Annotated in this window: 19 protein-coding genes; 5 read left to right on the forward strand and 14 right to left on the reverse strand. The window is 53.7% G+C overall.

Translation table 11 applies throughout. The annotated features are described in order from the left end of the window. Positions 1–103: 103 nt before the first annotated feature. Positions 104–1,216 carry a bifunctional diaminohydroxyphosphoribosylaminopyrimidine deaminase/5-amino-6-(5-phosphoribosylamino)uracil reductase RibD gene (gene ribD, locus DAQ1742_RS14695; RefSeq protein WP_180706164.1) on the reverse strand — a complete coding sequence of 371 codons (1,113 nt, stop codon included), beginning with the start codon at positions 1,214–1,216 and terminating at the stop codon, positions 104–106. Between the two features lie 78 nt (positions 1,217–1,294). Continuing rightward, entirely contained in the window at positions 1,295–1,744 is a 450-nt protein-coding gene (gene nrdR / locus DAQ1742_RS14700; RefSeq protein ID WP_035340486.1) for a transcriptional regulator NrdR, read from the reverse strand. Positions 1,745–2,183: 439 nt separating this feature from the next. Here nrdR and DAQ1742_RS14705 point away from each other — a divergent pair, with 439 nt between their 5' ends. Then, positions 2,184–2,723, forward strand: coding sequence for a SadB/YajI family lipoprotein (locus DAQ1742_RS14705; protein ID WP_035345800.1), 540 nt, complete (start codon positions 2,184–2,186; stop codon positions 2,721–2,723). 130 nt (positions 2,724–2,853) lie between these two features. On the opposite strand, the gene secF is transcribed toward DAQ1742_RS14705, so the two are convergent. The 5 genes from secF to queA all read right to left on the reverse strand — a co-directional run bounded on the left by secF (position 2,854) and on the right by queA (position 8,425). Beyond that, positions 2,854–3,825 carry a protein translocase subunit SecF gene (secF, locus tag DAQ1742_RS14710; protein WP_035340484.1) on the reverse strand — a complete coding sequence of 324 codons (972 nt, stop codon included), beginning with the start codon at positions 3,823–3,825 and terminating at the stop codon, positions 2,854–2,856. A gap of 10 nt (positions 3,826–3,835) precedes the next feature. Beyond that, positions 3,836–5,683 carry a protein translocase subunit SecD gene (gene secD / locus DAQ1742_RS14715; protein WP_071604061.1) on the reverse strand — a complete coding sequence of 616 codons (1,848 nt, stop codon included), beginning with the start codon at positions 5,681–5,683 and terminating at the stop codon, positions 3,836–3,838. Between the two features lie 28 nt (positions 5,684–5,711). Continuing rightward, entirely contained in the window at positions 5,712–6,047 is a 336-nt protein-coding gene (gene yajC, locus DAQ1742_RS14720; RefSeq protein ID WP_035340480.1) for a preprotein translocase subunit YajC, read from the reverse strand. A gap of 66 nt (positions 6,048–6,113) precedes the next feature. Next, complete coding sequence (gene tgt / locus DAQ1742_RS14725; RefSeq protein WP_035340478.1) at positions 6,114–7,277, reverse strand: tRNA guanosine(34) transglycosylase Tgt; 1,164 nt, start codon at positions 7,275–7,277, stop codon at positions 6,114–6,116. Positions 7,278–7,357: 80 nt separating this feature from the next. Next, on the reverse strand, positions 7,358–8,425 hold the full coding sequence (gene queA / locus DAQ1742_RS14730) for a tRNA preQ1(34) S-adenosylmethionine ribosyltransferase-isomerase QueA (protein WP_035340476.1): 1,068 nt from the start codon (positions 8,423–8,425) through the stop codon (positions 7,358–7,360). 239 nt (positions 8,426–8,664) lie between these two features. On the opposite strand from queA, the gene DAQ1742_RS14735 reads away from it, so the two are divergent. Together DAQ1742_RS14735 and DAQ1742_RS14740 are read left to right on the forward strand one after the other, a co-directional pair. Beyond that, the gene (locus DAQ1742_RS14735) at positions 8,665–9,270 is read left to right on the forward strand and encodes an acyl carrier protein phosphodiesterase (RefSeq protein ID WP_035340474.1); all 606 of its coding nucleotides are present in this window, start codon (positions 8,665–8,667) and stop codon (positions 9,268–9,270) included. 201 nt (positions 9,271–9,471) lie between these two features. After that, positions 9,472–10,074, forward strand: a complete 603-nt coding sequence (locus DAQ1742_RS14740; RefSeq protein WP_035340472.1) for a peroxiredoxin C — start codon at positions 9,472–9,474, stop codon at positions 10,072–10,074. 98 nt (positions 10,075–10,172) lie between these two features. On the opposite strand, the gene proY is transcribed toward DAQ1742_RS14740, so the two are convergent. The 6 genes from proY to phoB all read right to left on the reverse strand — a co-directional run bounded on the left by proY (position 10,173) and on the right by phoB (position 17,792). Further along, positions 10,173–11,525 carry a proline-specific permease ProY gene (gene proY / locus DAQ1742_RS14745; protein ID WP_035340470.1) on the reverse strand — a complete coding sequence of 451 codons (1,353 nt, stop codon included), beginning with the start codon at positions 11,523–11,525 and terminating at the stop codon, positions 10,173–10,175. A gap of 77 nt (positions 11,526–11,602) precedes the next feature. Continuing rightward, on the reverse strand, positions 11,603–12,922 hold the full coding sequence (gene brnQ, locus DAQ1742_RS14750; RefSeq protein WP_035340468.1) for a branched-chain amino acid transport system II carrier protein: 1,320 nt from the start codon (positions 12,920–12,922) through the stop codon (positions 11,603–11,605). Between the two features lie 404 nt (positions 12,923–13,326). Next, positions 13,327–14,439 (reverse strand): cobalamin-independent methionine synthase II family protein, encoded by a 1,113-nt coding sequence (locus DAQ1742_RS14755; protein WP_035340466.1) that lies wholly within the window; start codon positions 14,437–14,439, stop codon positions 13,327–13,329. A 278-nt stretch (positions 14,440–14,717) separates the two neighbouring features. Continuing rightward, entirely contained in the window at positions 14,718–15,671 is a 954-nt protein-coding gene (locus DAQ1742_RS14760; RefSeq protein ID WP_035340464.1) for a PstS family phosphate ABC transporter substrate-binding protein, read from the reverse strand. Between the two features lie 84 nt (positions 15,672–15,755). After that, complete coding sequence (gene phoR, locus DAQ1742_RS14765) at positions 15,756–17,075, reverse strand: phosphate regulon sensor histidine kinase PhoR (protein WP_035340462.1); 1,320 nt, start codon at positions 17,073–17,075, stop codon at positions 15,756–15,758. 27 nt (positions 17,076–17,102) lie between these two features. Then, positions 17,103–17,792, reverse strand: coding sequence for a phosphate response regulator transcription factor PhoB (phoB, locus tag DAQ1742_RS14770; protein WP_067486632.1), 690 nt, complete (start codon positions 17,790–17,792; stop codon positions 17,103–17,105). Positions 17,793–18,221: 429 nt separating this feature from the next. Here phoB and sbcD point away from each other — a divergent pair, with 429 nt between their 5' ends. Next, the gene (gene sbcD, locus DAQ1742_RS14775) at positions 18,222–19,454 is read left to right on the forward strand and encodes an exonuclease subunit SbcD (RefSeq protein ID WP_035340461.1); all 1,233 of its coding nucleotides are present in this window, start codon (positions 18,222–18,224) and stop codon (positions 19,452–19,454) included. Then, complete coding sequence (locus DAQ1742_RS14780) at positions 19,451–23,134, forward strand: SbcC/MukB-like Walker B domain-containing protein (protein ID WP_035340459.1); 3,684 nt, start codon at positions 19,451–19,453, stop codon at positions 23,132–23,134. The genes sbcD and DAQ1742_RS14780 overlap by 4 nt, the downstream gene beginning before the upstream one ends. A gap of 67 nt (positions 23,135–23,201) precedes the next feature. On the opposite strand, the gene mak is transcribed toward DAQ1742_RS14780, so the two are convergent. Beyond that, positions 23,202–24,122, reverse strand: a complete 921-nt coding sequence (mak, locus tag DAQ1742_RS14785) for a fructokinase (RefSeq protein WP_035340457.1) — start codon at positions 24,120–24,122, stop codon at positions 23,202–23,204. Between the last annotated feature and the right edge of the window lie 14 nt (positions 24,123–24,136).

Genomic DNA, 24,136 nt, shown 5'->3' on the forward strand with positions numbered 1-24,136 from the left:
ATTCTTCTACACGCGTATCCGCTTTTGGCCCGATAACCGCGATTCGTTCGGTTCATGTCTTAAGCGCGTGCAGCACATCTCTGTGTGCAGTGCTGGCACAAGGTTACTGCGGCGTCATCGTTAAACGCACATCCGGGCCGACCTGACGCACATCGGCAATCGTGAACGACGGTGCCTGTGACAAACGCTCTACCCCCGGCAATACGCACAACGGCCGGGCTGACTCACCCAATAACGTCGGTGCGAGATAAACGATAAGCTCATCGACTACCCCTGCCTGTAGTAAGGCACCAGCCAGACGCGGGCCAGCCTCGACCCAGACGGAATTGATTTGACGTTTACCCAGCACCATCATCAACGCCACCAAATCCACGCCACCGCCATGCAGTGGTACACCCAACTGTTCCACACCCTCAGGCCAGCTCAGGTCATCCTGCTGCGGCCGTGCCAGCCAGGTTTGCCCCGGCAGATTCACCAGCCGATGCTGTGGCCCGACACGACACTGACTATCCACAACGACGCGCACCGGCTGGCGCAAGGCGCTTTCCGGGTAGAGCTGGCGCGTTTGCTCATCAAGCTCGTCCCAGCGAACCGTCAGCGAGGGATCGTCGGCCAGCACGGTAGCACTGCTCGTCAGAATGGCGGAACTCTGTGCGCGAAAACGCTGCACGTCCTGACGAGCCTGGGGAGAGGTTATCCACTGGCTTTCGCCAGAGGCCATCGCCGTGCGGCCATCAAGCGATGCACCCAGTTTAAGCTGCACATAGGGAAAACCGGTACGCATGCGTTTAAGGAAACCCCGGTTGACGAGTTCTGCCTGTGTCATCAACACGCCGTGATGCACCTCAATGCCGGCCTGTTGCAAACGATGTAATCCACGTCCGGCTACCTGCGGGTTTGGGTCTTGCATGGCAGCGACCACTCGGGTGATACCGGCGGCTATCAATGCATCGGCACAAGGTGGAGTACGTCCGTGATGGCTGCACGGCTCCAGCGTCACGTAGGCTGTTTGCCCGCGCGCGCGCTCACCGGCCATTCGCAAAGCGTGCACTTCAGCATGCGGTTCTCCGGCCTTCTGGTGATACCCCTCCCCGACAATCTCCCCGTCATGAACAATCACACACCCTACATTCGGGTTTGGTGTTGTCGTGAAACACCCACGGCGAGCCAGCTCCAGCGCACGAGCCATATAAAATTCATCAGACTTTATTGTCATCCTGTACCTATTATGGAGTTAAGAATCATCAGGGATGAGCGCTGCAACACCTCAGCACACACTGACCCTGCAAGACTATCAATCCTGCAAGCGGGCAATCTCTTCACCAAACTCTCGCACATCCTCAAAGCTACGGTAGACCGAGGCAAAACGAATGTAAGCCACCTTATCGAGCTTTTTCAGCGCATCCATCACTAAATTACCGACCATTTTGGCCGTAACCTCTCGCTCTCCGGTGGCCCGCAACTGAGACTTGATGTGGGTGATGGCGGTTTCTACATCATCAGAACTGACTGGCCGCTTTTCCAGCGCCTTCAACATGCCACTGCGCAGTTTATCTTCGTTAAACGGCTCGCGAACATCATGACTCTTGATAACACGCGGCATCACCAGTTCAGCAACTTCAAAGGTAGTAAAACGCTCATTGCACACCAGACACTGGCGACGTCGGCGAACTTGCGTTCCTTCCCCCACCAGACGAGAGTCGATCACTTTGGTATCCACTGCGGCACAAAAAGGACAATGCATAAACCATCCAGACTATTGCGTTGCAAATTGCCGCTAGTTTACCCCGAATTCTCTGTATAACCCAAATTCCGGCAACTCAGGGTTTTGTCATCACCTGTGGAGGGTTTACAGTCAATGAATGGCAGGGCAGACAGCGCCAAATGCTCTCGTTTACCGTGACAGGAGACAATGATGTTATCAATACCATCCATTTTTGCGACTGCATCGGTGTTTTTCTGCTGATTCAGCCTCTTCTGCTTATTCTTTTCTGCCTGTTTACGTCACTATAGATAACATCAGGCATCGCTTTTCTGCATCATCGGGCAACGAATGCCCCTGTTCGGTCAGGAGGCCCTTTTCACACCGCTTGAGATGCAGTACGTGGATTGAGGAACGCAAAGGGACAGCAATGCAAACCGGAATCGTTGATGACCCAACGCGGGTCAGGGAGAAACCGCCTATGATTTTTCACCGCCGACTCATGCCCATGCTATCGGCCTTGATATTACTCACCGGGTGCGCACAACCTCAGGCAAACCGGGTGCAAAATGAACTGGGCCAGATTAACCATCAATTGCATTCGCTGGCCGATCGCGCGGTGGCGCTGGAGCAGCAAAACAGCTTAAATGCCAGCTCAATCTCCGGCGTTTATCTGCTGCCTGCGGCGCAAAACCGCGCATTGCTCGACAGCAGCCTCGGCCACCTCAGTATCTCACTGAGCAAAATAGAAGCCGAAGCGAATGGCACCCGCGCCTTGCTGACTATCCGCACCATGAACACACTGGCGCTGCCCGCCTTTCAGGCCCGGCTAGACTGGGGGCCGCTCGACCCGGTCAGCGGCAAGCCATTAACCGGTGACATACAAACCCAGGCGTTAGCATTTCCTTTGCCACAACCGCCAGCCTCGCAAGTGACGATTGAGGTCAGGCTTGCCAACCTGACACCAGAGCAACTGGGGTTTGTCAGGCTACACGATGTGCAGGCCACGGCCGAGCGCTGATCGACCAGCCAGGTGGTGTGGCTTTAACGGCTCTTGCTCCGGCCCTTTGGTATACCCCGCTCTCCAGACAAAAAAACCCTGCGCGAGCGCAGGGTTTTTAACTCATACAGACGTTGGGTGAAAAGCAAGGTTACGGCAGTAACGACGGTTGATCTGCACCTTCTTTTTCTACTTTCTGCACCAGCATGTGTTCGCGCTTCATGCCTAACTTGAGCGCCAACGCAGAGGCAACATAGATAGAGGATACCGTACCGATGGTCACACCGATGAGCATCGTCAACGAGAACCCCTGTAACATCGCGCCACCGAACAGATACAGCATCAGAATCACCACCAGGGTTGTTCCTGACGTGATTAAGGTACGGTGCAATGTTTGGGTCAACGACACGTTGAATATTTCGTAAGGGGTGCCGCGGCGAATTTTACGAAAATTCTCACGAATACGGTCAGACACCACGATACTGTCGTTAAGTGAATAGCCAATTACCGACATGAGCGACGCAACCGTAGTCAGGTCAATTTCAATGCGGAACAGCGATAATACGCCCATCGTGATGAGCACATCATGAGCCAGTGCGATAACTACCCCGGCAGCCAGACGCCATTCAAAACGAAAACCAACGTAAACCAAAATACAGATTAACGCAGCCATGAGTGCCATCGCACCGTTTTGTGCCAAATCCGCACCAACGCTCGGCCCGACAAACTCAATGCGCTTAACCGCTGCATTCTGGCTGGTTGATTCGTTAATCACGCTGACAACCTTACTCCCCAAGGCCTGACCGCCAACCTCATCGTGAGCAGGCGGCATACGCACCATGATGTCGCGGCTGCTGCCGAAGTTTTGCACCAGTGGGTCGGCAAAACCCGCTTTCTGCAACGCTTCACGCATCTGCTCCAGATCGGCCGATTTCTCCAGCGAAATCTCGATAACCGTACCGCCGGTAAAATCCAGCCCCCAGTTGAAACCGCGAACGCCCATCACGGCGATAGACAGCAGCAGCAACAGGCCAGAAAGACCGAAAGCCCAGTAATCCCAGCGCATAAAGTCATAGACTTTACGGCCGTAGTTTAATTGTTCAACAGTATATTCCTGTGCCACAACGCACTCCTCAGATAGACAGCTTTTTAATGCGCTTGCCGCCGTACAGCAGGTTGACGATGGCACGGGTTCCCACGATCGCGGTAAACATCGATGTTGCCACACCAATACCGGTCGTAATCGCAAATCCTTTGATAGACCCTGTACCGACGGCATACAGGATAATGACCTTAATCAGCGTCGTGACGTTGGCATCGAAGATGGAGCTGAACGCGCCTCTGTAACCTTCATCAATCGCCTGCTGAACGCTACGTCCGTTGCTGAGTTCTTCTTTAATACGCTCGTTGATAAGCACGTTAGCGTCTACCGCTACCGCCAGCGTCAGCACAATACCCGCAATCCCCGGCATGGTCAGCGTCGCGCCTGGCAACAGCGACATTACGCCGACCACCAACACCAGGTTTAACAACAACGCGGAGGTCGCAATCATGCCGAACTTCTTGTAGAAGAAGATCATAAACAGGATAGATACCGCCAGACCCGCCAGACACGCTTCCAGCCCCTGAGTGATGTTCTGCATGCCAAGCGTTGGGCCAATGGTTCGCTCTTCAACGATTTGAATCGGTGCTATCAGCGCACCGGCCCGCAGCAGCAGCGACAGTTGACGGGCTTCATTCGGGTTATTGATACCGGTAATACGGAAGCTGTTGCCCAGCCGGGACTGAATCGTGGCAACGTTAATCACCTCTTCCTGTTTTTCCAGAACCGCACGGCCATTGGCATCTTTCTTACCGCTGTCCTTGTATTCCACAAACAGGGTCGCCATCGGCTTACCGATGTTGTCCTTGGTGAAATTGGACATCATGTTGCCGCCAGCGCTATCAAGCGAAATATTAACCTGCGGGCGGTTGTATTCGTCATTACCGGAGGTGGAATCAGTAATGTGATCGCCGGTGAGAATGACGCGCTTGTAGAGCGCAACCGGCCCGCTATCACGCATATTCATCACTTCGGTATCGCCGGGTACACGGCCGTTGGCCAGCGCAACCGGATCAACATTACTATTCACCAGACGGAATTCCAGTGTCGCTGTCGCCCCCAGAATTTCCTTGGCGCGCGCGGTATCCTGGATACCAGGCAGCTCGACGACAATACGGTCAGCCCCCTGACGCTGCACCAGTGGTTCAGCCACACCGAGCTGGTTAACACGGTTACGCAGAATGTTGATATTCTGCTGTACCGCGTATTCACGGGCTTCACGCAGGCGGGCATCACTCATGACAGCCCGCAGCGCATCGCTACCATTCGCGCTGATAACCAAATCGCGGTGACGCGGCGTCAAATAACTGCTGGCTTCATCACGAAGCTGGGCATCGCGGAAAAGAATCTCCACGCCATAATTGTCTGACTTGCGCACAGAAGCATACTTGATGTCTTTTTCACGCAAATCACTACGCAGCGAATCCATTGTCTGCTCTTGCAGTTTGCCAAGAGCCGTGTCCATGTCCACTTCCATCAGGAAATGCACACCACCACGCAGGTCAAGACCCAGTTTCATCGGTTCCGCCCCCAGCCTGCGCAGCCAGTTGGGCGTAGCTGGAGCAAGGTTGAGCGCCACAACAAATTTTTCGCCCAGCCCGCTTAGCAGCACTTCACGCGCACGGAGCTGCACATCTGGCGTACTAAAGCGCGCAAGAATGGCACCATTCTCCAGTACGATGGATTTGCTGACGATATTTTGTTCTTTTAACACATTCTGGATCTGGACCAGCGTAGATTCACTGGCGGCGGTTCCGCGCGCGCCAGTGACCTGAATGGCCGGATCCTCACCATAGAGGTTAGGAAGTGCATAGAGCAAGCCAATGACAATTGTCACGACCAGCATCAGGTACTTCCAAAGAGGATAACGGTTTAACACGATAGTTCCCTTCGGGAAAGTCGAAAGATTACAGGGCCTTCATGGTACCCTTCGGCAGTACAGACGTCACGTAGTCACGTTTGATAACGACTTCGTTCGTCTCGTTCAGAGCGATGGTGATAAATCCATTATCCGCCACCTTGACAACGCGACCAACCAAACCACCGTTGGTCAACACCTCGTCACCTTTGCTGATGGAGTCCATCAGTTTTTTGTGCTCTTTGGCACGCTTTTGCTGCGGGCGCAGGATCATGAAATAGAAAATCAGACCAAACACAGCCAGCATAATCACCAGAGAGTACGGGCTTCCCTGAGCCGGAGCACCTGCGGTTGCTGCTACAGCATCAGAAATGAAAAAACTCATCTAAATGTCCTCTTTAGTTATCAAAACAACAGTTATCTATAAAACGTTCATGCCACGCCAACGTGCTTATTGCGGCACATGACCTTCATGGTCATCTCCCGCCGCCTTGTCGGCCAACGGCGGAACCGGCTTCCCGATGCGCTGATAAAACTCGGTCACAAAGCGCTCTAAGTTACCTTCCTCGATGGCCTGACGTAAACCGGCCATCAGGCGCTGATAATAGCGCAGGTTGTGGATGGTATTGAGGCGCGCGCCCAGTATTTCGTTACAACGATCAAGATGATGCAAGTACGCACGGCTGTAATTGCGACAAGTGTAACAATCACACTCGGCATCCAGCGGCGCGGTATCATCTTTATGTTTGGCGTTGCGTATTTTCACCACACCGTCCGTCACGAACAGATGACCGTTACGGGCATTACGGGTTGGCATCACGCAGTCAAACATATCGATGCCGCGGCGTACCCCTTCCACCAGATCTTCCGGTTTGCCCACCCCCATCAGATAACGGGGTTTATCGGCGGGTAGCTGCGGGCAAACGTGCTCCAAAATGCGATGCATATCCGCTTTAGGTTCACCGACTGCAAGGCCGCCCACAGCGTAACCATCAAAACCGATGTCCACCAGCCCTTTTACCGACACATCTCGTAAATCTTCGTAAACACTGCCCTGAATAATGCCGAACAGCGCGTTAGGATTGCCCAATTCGTCAAAACGCTGGCGGCTGCGTTTTGCCCAGCGCAATGACATCTCCATTGAGCGTTTAGCGTAGTCCCAGTCAGCGGGATAAGGCGTACACTCATCGAAAATCATCACGATATCAGAACCGAGATCGTACTGAATTTCCATCGATTTTTCAGGACTGAGAAAAATCGCATCGCCATTGATGGGGTTGCGAAAATGTACGCCCTCTTCGGTTATCTTGCGAATATCGCCCAGGCTAAACACCTGAAAACCACCAGAGTCCGTCAGGATAGGGCCATGCCACTGCATAAAGCCATGCAGATCGCCATGCTGCTTCATGATCTCCTGACCGGGACGCAGCCACAGGTGAAAGGTATTGCCCAAAATGATCTGTGCGCCAGTCTCTTTGACTTCTTCTGGCGTCATCCCTTTCACGGTGCCGTATGTTCCAACCGGCATAAAAGCCGGCGTTTCTACCACACCTCGTTCAAAAACCAGACGACCACGACGCGCACGTCCCTGAGTGTTTAATAATTGGTACTTCACTTAGCCTCCAGCATCAGAAAAACAGTCTGATGACATCATTGAATACCCACAGGTGTCACCTGCGGTATGAAAATACCGGCTTAGCCTATCTGTTCTTGTTCGGCAGCCGGGTTACGGGTAATGAACATCGCATCCCCATAGCTAAAAAAGCGGTACTGCGCTGCAACAGCCTGATGATAAGCCGCCATGGTGTGCTGATAGCCGGCAAACGCCGAAACCAGCATAATCAGCGTGGATTCTGGCAAATGAAAATTCGTTACCAGCGCATCCACAACCTGATAGTGATAACCGGGGTAGATAAAGATACGAGTATCACCAAAAAACGGTGCGATAAGCGCCTGCTGGCTGGCCTGAGCCGCGCTTTCCAGCGAACGCACCGACGTTGTGCCCACCGCAATCACACGATTACCGCGCGCCTTGCACGCCAGCACCGCGTCAACCACGTCAGGCGGCACTTCAGCGTATTCGGCATGCATGACATGCTCTTCAATCGTTTCCACCCTGACGGGCTGGAAGGTACCGGCTCCGACATGCAGCGTCACAAACGCCATCTGTATGCCTTTTTCTTTCAGGGCTGCCAGCAAAGGCTCATCAAAATGCAGGCCTGCCGTGGGAGCCGCCACCGCACCGGGGCGCTCGCCATACACGGTCTGGTATAACTCGCGATCTGCGGCTTCATCCGGACGGTCAATATAGGGTGGCAGCGGCATATGCCCGATGTCATTGAGGATGGTCAACACATCGCGCGCATCATCAAAACGAATTTCAAATAATGCGTCATGGCGCGCCAGCATCGTGGCTTTAACACTCTCATCTTCACCCAGCAGCAGTTCAGTACCCGGTTTGGGGGCTTTTGAGGCGCGAACGTGCGCCAGTACACGCTGCTCATCAAGCATTCTTTCGACCAACACCTCAAGTCTGCCACCGCTGACTTTGCGACCAAACAGCCGCGCCGGTATCACCCGGGTATTATTAAAAACCAGTAAATCGCCGGGCTGTAGCTTATCGAGCAGGTCAGTGAACACACCGTGTGAGACCGCTCCGGTTGGCCCATCCAACGACAACAAGCGGCAGCCGCTGCGCGTTGCCTGCGGATAGCGGGCAATTAAAGATTCAGGCAATTCAAACGAAAAATCGGAAACACGCATGACAATTCACTTAATTTTTGGCATATGAGACAAAATAGGCGGCTTAGTCTAGAGCCCACCGGAGCAGGCTGCAAGAAATAAGCGGCACGAGCGTGAATGGCTGGGAGCCGCCTTCCATTTCCTCAATCCAGATATCTGGCAAGCGGGTATCTGGCAAATAGTGACACAGTATGTGACAACAGGATTATACTGGCCTGATGCGTCATCATCGTTAGCCTCAACAGGAACAGCCGCTTGCCATGAATTTTCTTGCCCACCTGCATCTCGCCACGCTGGCGCAAAGCTCGTTAACCGGCAACCTGATGGCGGATTTCGTGCGCGGCAACCCTGAAGGGCTTTACTCCACGGAAATTGTCGCCGGTATTCGATTACATCGGCGTATCGATGTGCTCACCGATAGCCTGCCGGAAGTTCGCACCGCCTGTCGTGATTTTAGCCCGCCCTATCGTCGTGTTGCCCCAATAGCGCTTGATGTGCTGTGGGATCACTTTCTGGCCCGGCACTGGGCGAAACTCGAACCCGCTATCGAACTGCACCATTTTGTTGCTAACGTGCAGCACCACATTACACCGCATCTGCCACAAACCCCGGAGCGCTTTCGCCATCTCACCGAGTATCTATGGGCCGAGCGCTGGCTGGAACGCTATGCCGAGCTGGCTTTTATTGGCGATGTACTGCATCGTATGTCACTTCGTCGCCCGAAACTGGCGGCGCTGTCTGGCTCATTTAGCGACATTGAGCGCGGTTATCTTCAATTTGAAACATTATTCTGGCAGTTCTATCCTCGAATGATGCATCAGGCAAAAACAGGCCAGCTTGCTGGCCCGGCTGAATCAACACCGTAAACAACGTGGAGACATTGCCCGTCGACACCTTGTCTGCCTGAGGGTTTGCCCGCCAATGAAAAGAATCATCAATTGATTCGATAGACAAAAGCTATCTTATTGATTGGTCGCTTTCACTTTATTCACTGGCAGGCAGTACCTATACTTACGGCGTTTATTACCTATCCTTTCTTCATTAACCGTTCTATAACAGGAGTAATTATGGTCCTGGTAACTCGTCCTGCCCCTGACTTCACCGCCGCTGCCGTACTGGGAAGCGGGGAAATCGTTGAAAACTTTAATCTGAAAAAGCACATCAACGGTAAACCGGCCGTGATCTTCTTCTGGCCGATGGATTTCACCTTCGTGTGTCCGTCAGAGCTGATTGCCTTTGATCACCGCTATGAAGAGTTCCAAAAACGTGGCGTTGAAGTGGTCGGTGTGTCATTTGACTCTGAGTTCGTGCATAACGCCTGGCGTAAAACGCCTATCGAACAAGGCGGTATCGGTGAAGTAAAGTACGCGATGGTCGCAGACATCAAGCGTGAAATTCAGCAAGCCTATGGCATCGAACACCCGGATGCCGGTGTTGCGCTGCGCGGCTCTTTCCTGATCGATAAAAACGGTGTCGTGCGTCATCAGGTTGTGAACGATCTGCCGCTGGGACGTAACATCGACGAAATGCTGCGTATGGTAGATGCACTGCAATTCCACGAAGAACATGGCGATGTCTGCCCGGCACAATGGGAAAAAGGCAAAGCCGGTATGGGTGCGTCTCCTGATGGCGTAGCCAAATACCTGAAAGAAAACGCTAATAACCTGTAAGGGTTTGAGGTGTAACAAAAAGCCAGTGGCTCTCACCACTGGCTTTTTTATCGCTGACGGCATGACAACACCGTCAGTCAATATCAGTGCATCTCAGGTTATGCGCGCTGACGCCGCAACGCATAGCTGATAAGCAGCAACACTATCCAACCTGCTCCGGCATACAGCGCCACCCGGGTATCGGGGAAGTAGCCAATCAGGCCGATGATAAACAGCAAAAACACAATCCCGATCACGGCAGTTATCACGCCGCCTGGCAGAGGAAATGCCAGTGTTTTAGCTTGTTCACGGCCTAGCTTGCGGCGAAAGGCGATTTGTGAACACAGAATCATTATCCATACCCACACCGTGGCGAACGTTGCCAGTGACGCGATAACCAGAAAGACATTCTCTGGCATCACGTAATTCAGGTATACCGCCACCAGCAAGGCCAACACCATTACCACCACCGTCACCCACGGCGTTCCTCGCGCTGAAAGACGGCTGAAAATTTTAGGGGCATGTCCTTGTTCCGCCATGCCGTGCAGCATTCGGCCAACGCCAAACACATCGCTGTTGATAGCCGACAGTGAGGCGGTGATCACCACAAAATTCAGGATGCCCGCAGCCGCAGTAATGCCCATATGCTGAAAAGTCAGCACAAACGGGCTACCGTTAGTCCCCACCTGATCCCACGGGTAGATGGACATAATCACAAACAGCGTGCCGACATAAAACACCAAAATGCGCCACGGCACCGAATTGATCGCACGCGGAATCGATTTATGCGGTTCTTTGGCTTCGCCTGCGGTAATGCCGATAATCTCCACACCGCCGTAAGCAAACATCACCATCTGTAGCGACAGCACCATCCCCATCACGCCGTTACTGAAAAAGCCGCCGTGAGTCCATAAATTATGAATACCGGTAGGCTCGCCGCCGTTGCCAATCCCCCAGATAATGATGCCGACACCAGCGACAATCATCACCACAATGGTGGCCACTTTAAAAAACGACAGCCAGAACTCCAGCTCGCCAAACACTTTCACATTCATCAGGTTGATAGCGCCGATTATCAGCACCACACTCAGCACCCAGATCCAATGCGGCACGGCAGGAAACCAGACACCCATATAAATGCCAAAGGCGGTGACATCGGCAATCGCCACAATCAGCATTTCAAAGCAGTATGTCCAGCCGGTAATGTACCCCGCCAGCGGGCCGAGGTAATCGCGGGCATAGCGTGAAAAGGAGCTGGCTTGGGGGTTGTTGACCGACATCTCCCCCAACGCACGCATGATGATATACGCAAAAACACCACCTATCAGGTAGGCCAGCAGTACACTGGGGCCCGCCATCTGGATAGCGCTGGCCGAACCATAGAACAGCCCGGTACCAATGGCAGAGCCCAGCGCAATAAAACGGATATGCCGCGTACTTAAGCCGCGCTTGAGGCTGGAGTGTTGTTCCATAAATAAGCAACCCTGTTTTACAAACGACAAAACCACAGGCAGATGCCTGTGGTGAAACGTGGTTATTCCATCATCAATCAGGAATGCGCCGTCACTTCCTGACGGGCGGAAATACGATCATAAACCGCGACCACCAACAAAATAACCAATGATGGTGGCAACCAGGCCAAACCCTGGGCGCTCATCGGCAGGCTTTGCATCCAGGCGGGCAGCAGGGTAGCGAACGCGGAGGATTTGATCCCATCCACCAGGCCAAACAGCAGGCTAACCAGCATGACCGGCGCAATGACATGACTGTTGTTGTTCCACCAGCGGCGGGTAAAACTGAGCAACACCAGCACGATGCAAGGCGGATAAATCGCAGTCAGCACCGGAATGGAAAGCTGAATCAGATGGCTTAGGCCAAGGTTAGATACCACCATGGAAAACAGGCCCAGAATAAAGACCAGTGCGCGATAAGAGAGCGGCAGATACTGGGCAAAGAATTCAGCGCAGGCGCAGGTCAAGCCAACCGCCGTCACCATACAGGCGATAAAAATCAGCAGTGCCAGGAAACTGCTGCCAAGCGTACCAAAGGTAAATTGCACATAGGCGTGTAAAATTTCCGCGCCATTCTGTGCGCCCGGCACCAGAGAACCACTAAAAGACCCCAGATAAAACAGGCTCAGGTACACCAGCGTTAAACCGATACCGGCAATGAGCCCGGCCAGAACGGTATAACGTGTCAGCAAACCGGCATCATTCACGCCACGGGAACGGGCAGCGTTGACAATAACAATCCCGAACACCAGCGCGCCGAGGGTATCCATCGTCAGGTAACCATTGACAAAACCGCTTGAAAACGGCACCTGCTGATAGGCTTCGGTTGCCGGTGCTGATGTACCTGCCGGCCACAACAGCGCCGCAATACCCAGCACGGTCAACGCCAGGATTTTCACCGGAGCCAGAACATGCCCTACGGTATCGAGCAAACGCCCTGGGTAGAGAGAGATGGCAATCACGATAGCAAAATAGACGAGACTGTAGATAAGCAGCGGGGTGGCACCCGCACCTATCAGTGGCGCAATACCCACTTCAAAAGAGACAGTTGCCGTTCGCGGTGTGGCAAACAGCGGCCCGACAGCCAGATAACACACGGTCGCCAGCAATACACCGGCTTTTTTGCCAATCGGGCTACTGAGCGAATCAATTCCCCCGCCCACGCGCGCCAGCGCTATCACCGTCAATACCGGCAGGCCAACGGCGGTTATCAGAAAACCGAATGCCGCAATCCAGACGTGTTCTCCCGCCTGCTGCCCGACCATAGGCGGGAAAATAATATTGCCAGCACCGACAAACAGGGCAAAGGTCATAAAACCCAGTGCCACGATATCTTTGGAAGTTAAACGATGACTCATATGTATGTTGTTGTTGCCTGTAAAAAGGGTGTTGCCGGTCAAACCGGGCGTCAAGCAAGCGCACGCTAAAGCAGCACGCTCGTGCGATGTGCAGGTTTATAGATGTGAGGATTTATTGCACAGCGTTAATGGGGGCTAAGTAAAACGTTTATAGCGATAAAAGGCAATACGTGATCGGTAAAGCAGGATATTAATCTAAATTTAAAATAAAAAAAGGTTTATGCTGTTGTCATTTTAATAACAATCTATACATGATTTGTGCATAAACGCGCTTTTCAGTGCAAAAGATAACCCCACAAAACCGCTATAGAACAATAATCAACCATATTAAAAACTTATTGAAATAAAAAACGCCGGTATGCAAAACCGGCGTTATAAAAATACCTTTCCAGATTAAGAGAGGATCACGCTGACCAGACCTGATCGGCTATCTCCACGACCCGTTTCAGCTTGGCCCATTGTTCTTCCTCTGAAAGGGTATTGCCCTCTTCCGTTGAGGCAAACCCGCACTGTGGGCTCAGGCATAATTGGTCAAGCGCAACATAGCGTGCAGCCTCGGCAATGCGGGCTTTTACCGCGTCAGCGGATTCTAACGCACCGGTTTTTGTCGTTATCAACCCTAGCACCACTTTCTGGTGGCCTGGCTTAATAAACCGCAGCGGCTCAAAGCCTCCCGCACGTTCGGTGTCATACTCCAGAAAGAACGCATCTACCTTAACGTCACCAAACAGCGTTTTCGCCACCGGCTCATAGCCCCCTTCAGAAATCCAGGTAGAACGGAAATTCCCGCGGCAGACATGCAAGCCCACTACCAGATCGTCCGGTTTGCCTTCAAGCGCTTTATTCAGCACGTTTGCGTAAGTCTGGCACAGGAAATCAGGATCATCGCCACGCTCGCGAATCTGGCGTTTCTGATCTTCGGAGCACAAATATGCCCACACGGTGTCATCCAGTTGCAGATAGCGGCAGCCCGCATCGTAAAATGCCCGGATGGCATCACGCCAGGTTTGCGCCAGATCGTCAAAATAGTCAGCCAGATCAGGGTATACCGTGCTGTCTATCACTTTGCGACCACCGCGAAAATGCAACACACTCGGGCTCGGAATGGTCATTTTCGCGACCGCATCACCGGCAACACGTTGCAGAAAGCGGAAATCCTCCAGCATCGGATGCTGTGGATTAAAACTGACTTTCCCCGTCACCTTTACGCCACGGGCTTTAGTTTGTACACCAGTGAACTGAATGCCCTGCTCGGCTTCATAACGCTCGACGCCGTTCAGGCTGTCAAAAAAGTCAAAATGCCACCAGGCACGACGAAATTCACCATCAGTCACCAGTTGCAGACCGGCTTCACGCTGCAACGCTACCGCGCGCTGAATCTCTTTATCTTCTATCTGGCGCAGCGCAGTGGCATCAATTTCTGCGGCCTGAAGCTGCAAACGCGCCTGCTTAATCGCCGCCGGGCGCAATAAACTGCCGACCACATCGGCGCGAAAAGGGGGAATAGCTTGTGTCATGTCTGTCGTGCTCCCTTGCACATCAAACGATGTGGCATGCCTTGAAGCGAAATACCGGTTTCGCTTACGCCTGCCCATCAATTAATTTCTAAATGAAATAGTTACGCACTTGAATTTTTCAGCCATCCAGATGGCTAATATGGGTTCATCGTGTCATGCAGACGCCGCAATCACAATGGAAGAATTTTCACTGCGGATGAAAAAAATTCACGTTGCTGTCGATTCGCTCACGACAACACCAGAAAAACCGCAGAGAAATGCGGCGTGATTCTGGCGTATTAAGGAAGAGAGGGTTCAGAGAGGGCCAGTTGCTGGCGAATCTGCTCACGCGTAGCCTCTGGCAGCGGTAAATACCCGTCCTGACTGACCAGTGCCTGCCCCTGTGGCGACAACACGCGCCCCAGAAAGGCCGCCGTCAACGGCTCCAGTGGCCTGCCGGGCGCTTTATTGACGTAGATATAGAGATAACGCGTGTAGGGATAACGGCCGCTACGGATAGTCTCCGCTGTCGGCAACACATAGTCATCGGCCTCACCGTAGGCCAGCGGCACCACGCGAACGCCGCTGGCACGAAACCCGATACTGGCATACCCAATCGCATTCACCGAGGCAGCAACCGCCTGCACCACCGAAGCTGAGCCGGGTAACTCATTGACCTGTGATAAAAAATCCCCACCGCACAGTACCTGCTGCTTAAAAAAACCATAAGTCCCCGACGCCGAATTACGCCCATAACGCAATAATGAACGCTGCTGCCAGACACCAGACAACCCCAGTTCCTGCCAGCGTTGCACCGCTTTGCTGGCCCCACAGCGCCGCGTAACAGAAAAAATGGCATCCAGCTGGCGCAATGTCAGGCCCGGCAGAGGGTTATCCTGATTAACCAGCACCACCAGCGCATCCAGTGCGACCGGTACTGCCGTTGGCGGGTAGCCATAGTGTTGTTCGAATAGCTCAATTTCGCTGCTTTTCATTGCCCGGCTCATTGGGCCAAGCTGCGCGGCCCCGGCCGCCAACGCCGTGGGAGCCGATGACGAGCCAGCGGCCTGAATTTGCACATTCACGCCGGGGTAATGCTGCGTGAAATCCGCCGCCCAGAATGTCATCAGGTTTGCCAGCGTATCAGACCCGGCGCTGGAGAGATTGCCTGCCAGCATCGACGGCGGGGCAGCAATGCCACACAGGCTTAACAGGCACAACAGCAAGACAGACAAACGGCAGGTCAAACTCATCGGCAATTTCCATTAGAAGACAGCGGCTATTCTCGGCACAGCGGCAATGACAATCAAGCCCTGCCGCTGCCGGCGACGGTTTCATCACTGTGGATTGGTGGCGTTTTGATTCAGCACTGAGCGAACCAGCAACCGGTTTGGCAGGGTGAATAAAAAGCGGGAGCCAGCACCTTGTTCACTGATAATTTCCAGACGGGAATCATGATGACCCAGCGCATGTTTGACGATAGCCAGCCCTAACCCGCTGCCACCGGTTTGGCGCGAGCGTGCCTTATCCACACGGTAAAAACGCTCTGTCAGGCGGGGAATATGTTCCGGTGCAATGCCCGGCCCGTTATCACTTACCTGAAACTCTGCCCCCTGCGGTGTTTGTTGCCAGCACACTTCGATACGTGTCCCTGATGGCGTATGGTTCACGGCGTTATACACCAGGTTCGAGACGGCGCTGCGCAACTGCTCTTCATTACCAAACACTTGCAGCTGTTCGTTGACACGAAACACAATTTCATGCCGCCCCTGACTGAGGGTTTCTGCCTCTCGCCTGAGCAAGCGCAGCATCAATGGAATATCCACTTTCTCGGTAAGATCAATCGCTGCGGCAGCTTCAATACGCGATAACGTTAACAACTGGCGCACTAACCCATCCATACGGCGAGTCTGCTCTTGCATGGTGTGCAGGGCTTTGGTTTGTAACGTGCCCTCAAGCGACTCGTCGCTCATCATCTCCAGATAGCCCTGCAATACCGTGAGCGGTGTACGTAACTCGTGGCTGACATTAGCAAAAAAGTTGCGCCGTGCGCCTTCCAGTTGGTGCATCTGCGTCACATCCCGCGCCACCATCAGTAATTGGCCTTCGGAATAGGGCATCACACGAAATTCCACATGGTGGGCATTTTTCAGCGTCAGCGTCAGCGGGCGGCTAAACTCCTGCTGTTGCATGTACTGGGTAAATTCAGGATAACGCAGCAAATTGAGGATATTCTGGCCATTATCCTCTGGCCAGCGAAAACCCAGCAGATGTTGTGCCAGCCGGTTACACCAGATAATACTGCCCTCTTCTGTGGTGATGACCACAGCATCCGGTAATGACTCAGCCCCGCTGCGAAAGCGCTTTATCAGCAAGGCCAATTCTCGCCGCCGCCGCCGGTTACGCAGTTGCATTTGATACAGGCCATAAAAAAGCGGCTCCCAGCTCCAGCGGCCAGGCGGCGGCGTCATGCTGCGATCCACCCATAACCAGTAGGACAAACGCAGTTGGTTATAAAAATTCCAGCACAATGCACTGATGACCGAGGCCAGCAAAAACCAGGGCAGATAGCCGATAAACAGCCCTAACAGCAGACCGGGAAAACAAAAAAAAGCCAGCTCCAGCGCCAGCTTTTTCCAGGATAAACGTTCTAGCACGACCGACGTTCTCCACCAAAGGCGCGATTAATAGCGCGTTGAGAAACGGTATCCGGTACCCCGAACAGTCTGTACCATCTTGTCATGCCCGCTGGTTTCCAGTGCTTTACGCAGGCGGCGGATATGCACATCAACAGTACGATCTTCAACATACACGTTAGTGCCCCAGACATGATTGAGCAACTGCTCACGGCTGTATACCCGTTCTGGGTGCGTCATAAAAAAATGCAGCAGCTTGAACTCGGTCGGCCCCATATCCAGTGCATGATCTTGTGTTGTCACACGGTGCGAGGAAGGGTCAAGGCTGAGTCCGCGCATTTCAATAACTTCCTCCACCGCCATCGGGGAGATACGGCGCATCACCGCCTTGATCCGCGCCACCAGTTCCTTGGGCGAAAACGGCTTGGTGATATAGTCGTCAGCCCCCACTTCCAGCCCGCGTACCCTATCTTCTTCTTCCCCCCGGGCGGTAAGCATCATCACCGGAATGTCTCGGGTCAGCGCTTCGCGTTTCATGTGCTTAATAAATTGCAAGCCAGAACCACCGGGCAGCATCCAGTCCAGCAACACCAGTTCAGGGTAAGGTTCGGTCAGCCGGGTAACGGCGCTGTCATAATCCTCAGCCTCAACCGGCTGATAGCCGTTCTGCTCCAGCACAAAGCACACCATCTCACGAATCGGTGCTTCATCTTCCACCACCAAAATACGTCTTGCCATATCAATCCTGCCGTTAATCGTCACGGGTAGCATGCGGTGTGCATTATGCGTCAGTTTTATGACAGATTTATGAAAAATCCAGCCCCGCCCTGCTCACTTGCCCTCGGCTCATGGCGTGGCAACCTGGCGCGAATATCGTGGTCATCACATCCCCACTATCAGCCTGCATATCCGGCGCAAACATGGAAAACCGCTCGCAAAGCGGGCAAATCCACCCTGTTCAGGCAAGATATTAAAGGACATGCCCTAAACTGACTGCCTATAATCGCCGATGATAAGAACACGGCGTATCGTCAGGCGCTTTAAACGGCACCGTAAAAACAATGACACCGTCAGAACAAAATGGTTAGCGCCACTGTCGTTACACCTTGTTGCCCCCGAGCCTTGGCAGCAATAAGGTGTGGTTTGTACTCACCTGCAGGGAGTCACATGCGAATTATTCATACGTCTGACTGGCATCTCGGTCAGTACTTTTACACCCGCAGCCGGGCACCTGAACATCAGGCGTTCCTGCACTGGCTGGTTCGCCAGGTAGAACAGCATCAGGCTGACGCATTAATAGTAGCAGGCGATGTGTTCGATAACGGCACACCGCCCAGTTATGCCCGCGAAATGTATAACCAGTTTGTGGTAGCCCTTCAGCCTACCGGTTGTCAGGTCATCATCACCGGTGGTAATCACGACTCCGTCGCCACGCTGAATGAATCCCGCTCGCTGCTCGCCTGCCTGAATACCCAGGTGATTGCCGGCTTTGATGGCGATATCCAGGAGCACATCTTAGTACTGAATAATCGTGCCGGTGAGCCTGGAGCCATTTTGTGCGCGATACCGTTTCTGCGTGCCCGCGATCTTTTGGCCAGCAAAGCCGGGCAATCCGGTGAGCAAAAACAGCAAGCGTTACAGGATGCTATCGCCAGCCATTATCAAGCGTGCTATCAGCATGCTTGCACGCTACGAGCAACGCTTGGGGAACATTTGCCGATTATTATGACCGGGCACCTCACCACGGTGGGCGTTGCCACCTCAGATTCGGTGCGTGATATCTATATCGGTACGCTGGATGCCTTTCCTGCACAAGCTTTCCCCCCGGCAGACTATATTGCGCTGGGTCACATCCACCGGCCACAGCGGGTCGCGCAATGTGAGCACATTCGTTACAGCGGCTCGCCTATCGCACTGAGTTTTGATGAGCTCAACCACGAAAAATCCGTGTATCTGGTGCATTTTGAACAAGGGAAACTACAGGATGTCAGCACCTTGCCCATCCCGGCAGAACAGCCGATGCAACTGGTGAAAGGCAATCTGGCGGAAATCGAGCGGCGACTGGCCAGTTTTCGTGACTATCAGGGTGAAAAGCCGGTCTGGCTGGATATTGAAATCGCCACGCAGGATTACCTCAGTGACATACAGCAGCATATTCAAACGCTGACCGCCTCTGTGCATGTCGATGTGCTGTTGCTACGCCGGGCGCGGGAACAGCAGCAGCAAATGCTGGTACAGCTCGACACCGAAACGCTCGATGAACTGCAACCGACCGAAGTCTTCGAACGCAGGCTGGCACAAGAAGCTGAACTTGATGACGAACGTCGGCAGCGGCTGCGCAACCTGTTTGGTCAGGTGTTGCAGGACATTGACGAACAACGTCAGGAGGCGGGCGCATGAAAATCCTCAGTTTGCGGCTGAAAAACCTCAACTCCCTGCAAGGCGAATGGAAAATCGATTTCACGCGCGAGCCTTTTGCCAGCAACAGTCTGTTTGCCATTACCGGCCCAACCGGTGCCGGAAAGACAACATTGCTCGATGCCATCTGTCTGGCGCTCTACCACCAAACGCCGCGCCTGAAAGTGAGCCCCGGCCAGAATGAACTGATGACCCGCCATACCGCGGATTGTCTGGCCGAGGTGGAGTTCGAAGTAAAAAACGTGGCCTATCGCGCCTTCTGGAGCCAACGGCGGGCGCACAACAGCCCGGACGGTAACCTGCAACCGCCCAAAGTCGAACTGGCGCTGTGTGCCGAGGGTAAAATCCTCACCGACAAAGTGAATGATAAGCTGGCGATGATCGATGACATCACCGGCCTCGATTTCGACCGTTTCACCAAATCAATGATGCTGTCGCAAGGGCAGTTTGCTGCCTTTCTCAACGCCGATGCTAACCAGCGCGCCGAATTGCTTGAAGAGCTGACCGGCACAGATATCTATGGCCACATTTCAGAACGGGTGTTTGAGAAACACAAGCAAGCCCACATCCAGCTCGACACGCTCAAAGCCAAAATCGCCACGCTGGAATTACTCAGTGATGAACAACGTCATTCACTTGAGCAGCAACTGGATTTCATTCGCCAGCAAGAACACTCGTTGTCACTGCAACGCGAAGAAATCATGACCCATCAACGCTGGCATGACACCCTGTTGCAACACCAGCAGGCACAGCGTCAGGCAAAACAGCAACGCGATGCGTTTGAACAGTTACAGCGCCAGTCACAAACCCAAATCGAGAAATTGCGCCGCAGCGAACCGGCAGAAAAATTACGCCCGCAACTCAACGAACGTGACCGGGCGCAAAAAGAAAAACAGCGCCTGCAAGCACAGTTAACGCTGTTGCGACAGCAGCTTGGCCGCCAGCAAGATGCGTTTAGCTTGCTGAAAATTCAATTAGAAAAAGCGCTAATCGTGCGCAAGCAGCATGCAGAACAGCGCCAGCAACAGGAGACGCTCATCAGTGAGCGCATCCAGCCACTCGATCATCAAATCTCAACACTGCAAACCCAACGAACCCAGCAACAGCAGGCGCTTGACAGCCTGCTTGAGCAGCAAAAAACACTGATTGCCGCGCTCTCCAGAGTGCAACGTCAGCGCGAGCAAACCCAGCAACAGCTCGCGGAAGTGGAAAACTACCGCCAGCAATATAGCAGCCATCAGTTTCTCGGCAGCCACATTCCACTCTGGCAGGCTCAGTTTCCCCAGCAGCAAAAATGGCAGCAGGACTTACAGGTCTGGCAGGAAAAAGCCGCACAGCAGCAGATTCAGTCAGAGTATCTTGAACAGCAGTGTGCTTCCCTGACAGAAAAACACCTCGCCCAGCAAAAAGCCTGCGAGCGCGCGCAGCTATTACTGAATGAACACCAGCAGCAATACACGCAGCAGGAAGCCAGTCAACCGCTGGAAGCATTGCGCCAACAGCTGGAATCTCACGTTGCCCAGCAGTCCGATCGCCAGCAGCTAGCCACGCACAGCGCCGTGCTGCAACAGTTACTGAGCCAGCGCACCTCGCTTGAGGCACAGTATCTCGATACCCAGCGGCGCATTGCGGCGCTTGAGCAACAGCAAACGCAGTTGCGGCAGTCACATCAACGCCAGGCGGAGCATTTGGCCGATCTGGAAAAACGGCATGAATTAGAACTGCGCATTGTCAGTCTGGAAAATGAGCGGCAACAATTGCAACCGGGTAAAGAGTGCCCGTTGTGCGGCGCAACGCATCATCCTGCCGTGGCGCGTTATCAAGCATTGCGGCCCAGTGAAACCCAGATACGGTTACACGCGCTACGTCAGGAGGTCGAAACGCTGCAAGCAAGCGTGGTACAAGCGACCACACAATTGCAGTTACAGGAGCAACAGCGCGAACAACAGCACAATGCCATCCAGCGTGTGCAACATGATTTTGATGTCCTGCTGCAACAGTGTCAGATTGTTAGTAAACGCTTACTGATTGATTTTGACCCGCTACAGAGCGTCACCCTGAATCAGTGGCTGGAAGAAGCCAGCACCAAAGAGCAGACGCTACAATCGCACATCGCCAGCCGTGAGCGCAGTTTGCGTCAGATTCAGGAAAGTAAGGATTTACTGACCTCCGCCGAGAAACTGCGATTACATACCCAACAACAACTGGCACTCAATGCCCAGCAGCGGGAGTCACTGCAACTGGCACGCGATGAGTTGCGCCAGTCACTGGAGAAAACGCAGCGTGAGTTACAGCGCCTGCATGATAGCCTGAGCCAGACGCTGGCCATCTTTCAGTTACAGGCACCGGCACTGGCGCAACAGGAAGACTGGCTGCGCCAACGCCAGACAGAGTGGCTACGCTGGCAAGAAAGTGAGCTTGAGCAACATCGCTGCCAGCCACAACTGGCAGCGCAGGAAGCTGAAATCACCGCCAGCCAGCAGCGTTTATCGGATATTGAAACCGCCCTGAATGTTGGCCAGCAGCAATTGGCTGATACCCTGGGCACGCTTGAGCAGGCACGCCAGCAACGCTGGCAACTGATGGGCAACCAGAGCATCAGCGATGCGCTGGCCCAACTGCGCCAGCAAAGCCAGGTGCTGGAGCAGGATGTACAGCAATCACAGCAGCAGTGGCAACACGCACAGTCTCAAGCCAGCCGCCTGAATGGAGAAATTACCTCGCTGGAGCAACAAGAACAGCACATCGAGAACCAGTTACAACAGGCGATAAGCGCATTCACCGCCGCACTCAGTGCCGCAGGATTTGCCGATGAAACCACCTTTGGTCACGCCTTACTCAATGAGACAGAACGCACGCAACTTCTGGCGCTTGAAGAGCGGCTCAAACAGCGCCGTCAGCAGGTAGAGACGTTACAGCAACAGGCTGATAATGCACTGGAACAGCACATGGTTTCTCGCCCTGAGTCAATGCCGGACGGCGTCAGCCAGGAGGATATCCGTCAATTGATCATCAGCCTTGGCACCATGGCAAAAGCCGAAGTCGAGCATCAGGGCGAGTTGCAGCAACAACTGGCTAGTGACCAAAAACAGCGCGAGAAGCAGCGCGCACTGCTTGAAGCCATTGCCCGTGCAGAGCTGCAATGTGAAGACTTAAGCTACCTCAATCAGCTAATTGGCTCACAAAAAGGTGACAAATTCCGCCGCTTTGCTCAGGGGCTCACGCTGGATCACCTGGTGTTTTTAGCGAACCGCCAGTTGTCGAGGCTGCATGGCCGTTACCTGCTACAACGAAAAACCTCAGACACGCTGGAGTTGCAGGTGGCGGATACCTGGCAGGCTGATGCCGTGCGTGATACCCGTACTCTGTCTGGTGGTGAAAGCTTTCTGGTGAGCCTGTCTTTGGCGCTGGCGCTCTCTGATCTGGTGAGTACCAAAACCCGCATTGATTCGCTCTTTCTTGATGAGGGCTTCGGTACGCTGGATGGTGAAACGCTGGATACCGCACTGGATGTCCTGGATAACCTGAATGCCTCAGGGAAAACCATTGGGGTTATCAGCCATGTGGAGGCGATGAAAGACCGTATCCAGGTACAAATTCGCGTCAAAAAACGCAACGGCCTTGGCATTAGCCAGCTTGATAATGTGTATGCCGTAAAATAGCTGCCATGGGGCTTATGCCCCATGGATTGCACGATAAGCACGTCGGAACAACGGGCCTGCGTTAGCGTTATGCGGGTCCCTGCTCTTGTGGCCATAACCAGGCCGCACCGCGCACTCCGCTGGAGTCACCGTGGCGTGCCTGTCTTATCGGCGTATCGCATTCACCGCCAAATACCCACGAAGCCAGCAACGCGGGCACGGTGTCATACCAGCGTGAGACATTACTCATGCCGCCCCCAAGGACAATCACATCCGGGTCAAGCACATTGACAATATGTGCCAGCGATTTGGCCAGGCGCTGCTCATAACGCGCCATCGCCTGCCCGGCCAGCCTATCGCCCGCCAGCGCCTGCGCCACTATTTCTTGTGCGGTGGTGTGTTTGCCGCTCAAATGCCGGTAATCAGCGCTAAAACCGGTGCCGGAAATAAACGATTCGATGCATCCTGTACGGCCACAATAGCAGGGCGTCAATTGCTGATAGTGCCATTCATCGGCATCCATCCACGGCAAAGGGTTATGCCCCCACTCACCGGCTACGCCGTTACGCCCGCTGTGTACCTGACCATTGAAAGCCATACCCGCGCCACACCCGGTGCCGATAATCACCGCAAACACCTTTTCGGCTCCGGCCGCCGCACCATCAACGGCTTCGGACACGGCAAAGCAGTTGGCATCGTTGGCGACCCGAACCGGGCGGGCCAGCAAGTGCGCCAAATCACTGTCCAGCGGTTGTTGATTCAGCCACACGGAGTTGGCATTTTTTACCCGCCCGGTTACCGGTGACAAGGTTCCGGGTATGCCCACACCGACCGAGCCTCGTTGCCCGGTGGCCTGCTCTGCCATTGCCACCAACGATACAATCGCCTGTAGCGTCTGCTGATAATCATGACGCGGTGTCGCTATCCGATGACGAAACAGCGTATCCCCTTGCTGGGTCAACGCGATCACTTCAATTTTTGTTCCACCCAGATCAATACCTATTCGCACATAACCTCCCGTTA

Origin of the sequence: Dickeya aquatica, from assembly GCF_900095885.1 — a bacterium.
In the GTDB taxonomy this organism is placed as follows: Bacteria; Pseudomonadota; Gammaproteobacteria; order Enterobacterales; family Enterobacteriaceae; genus Dickeya; species Dickeya aquatica.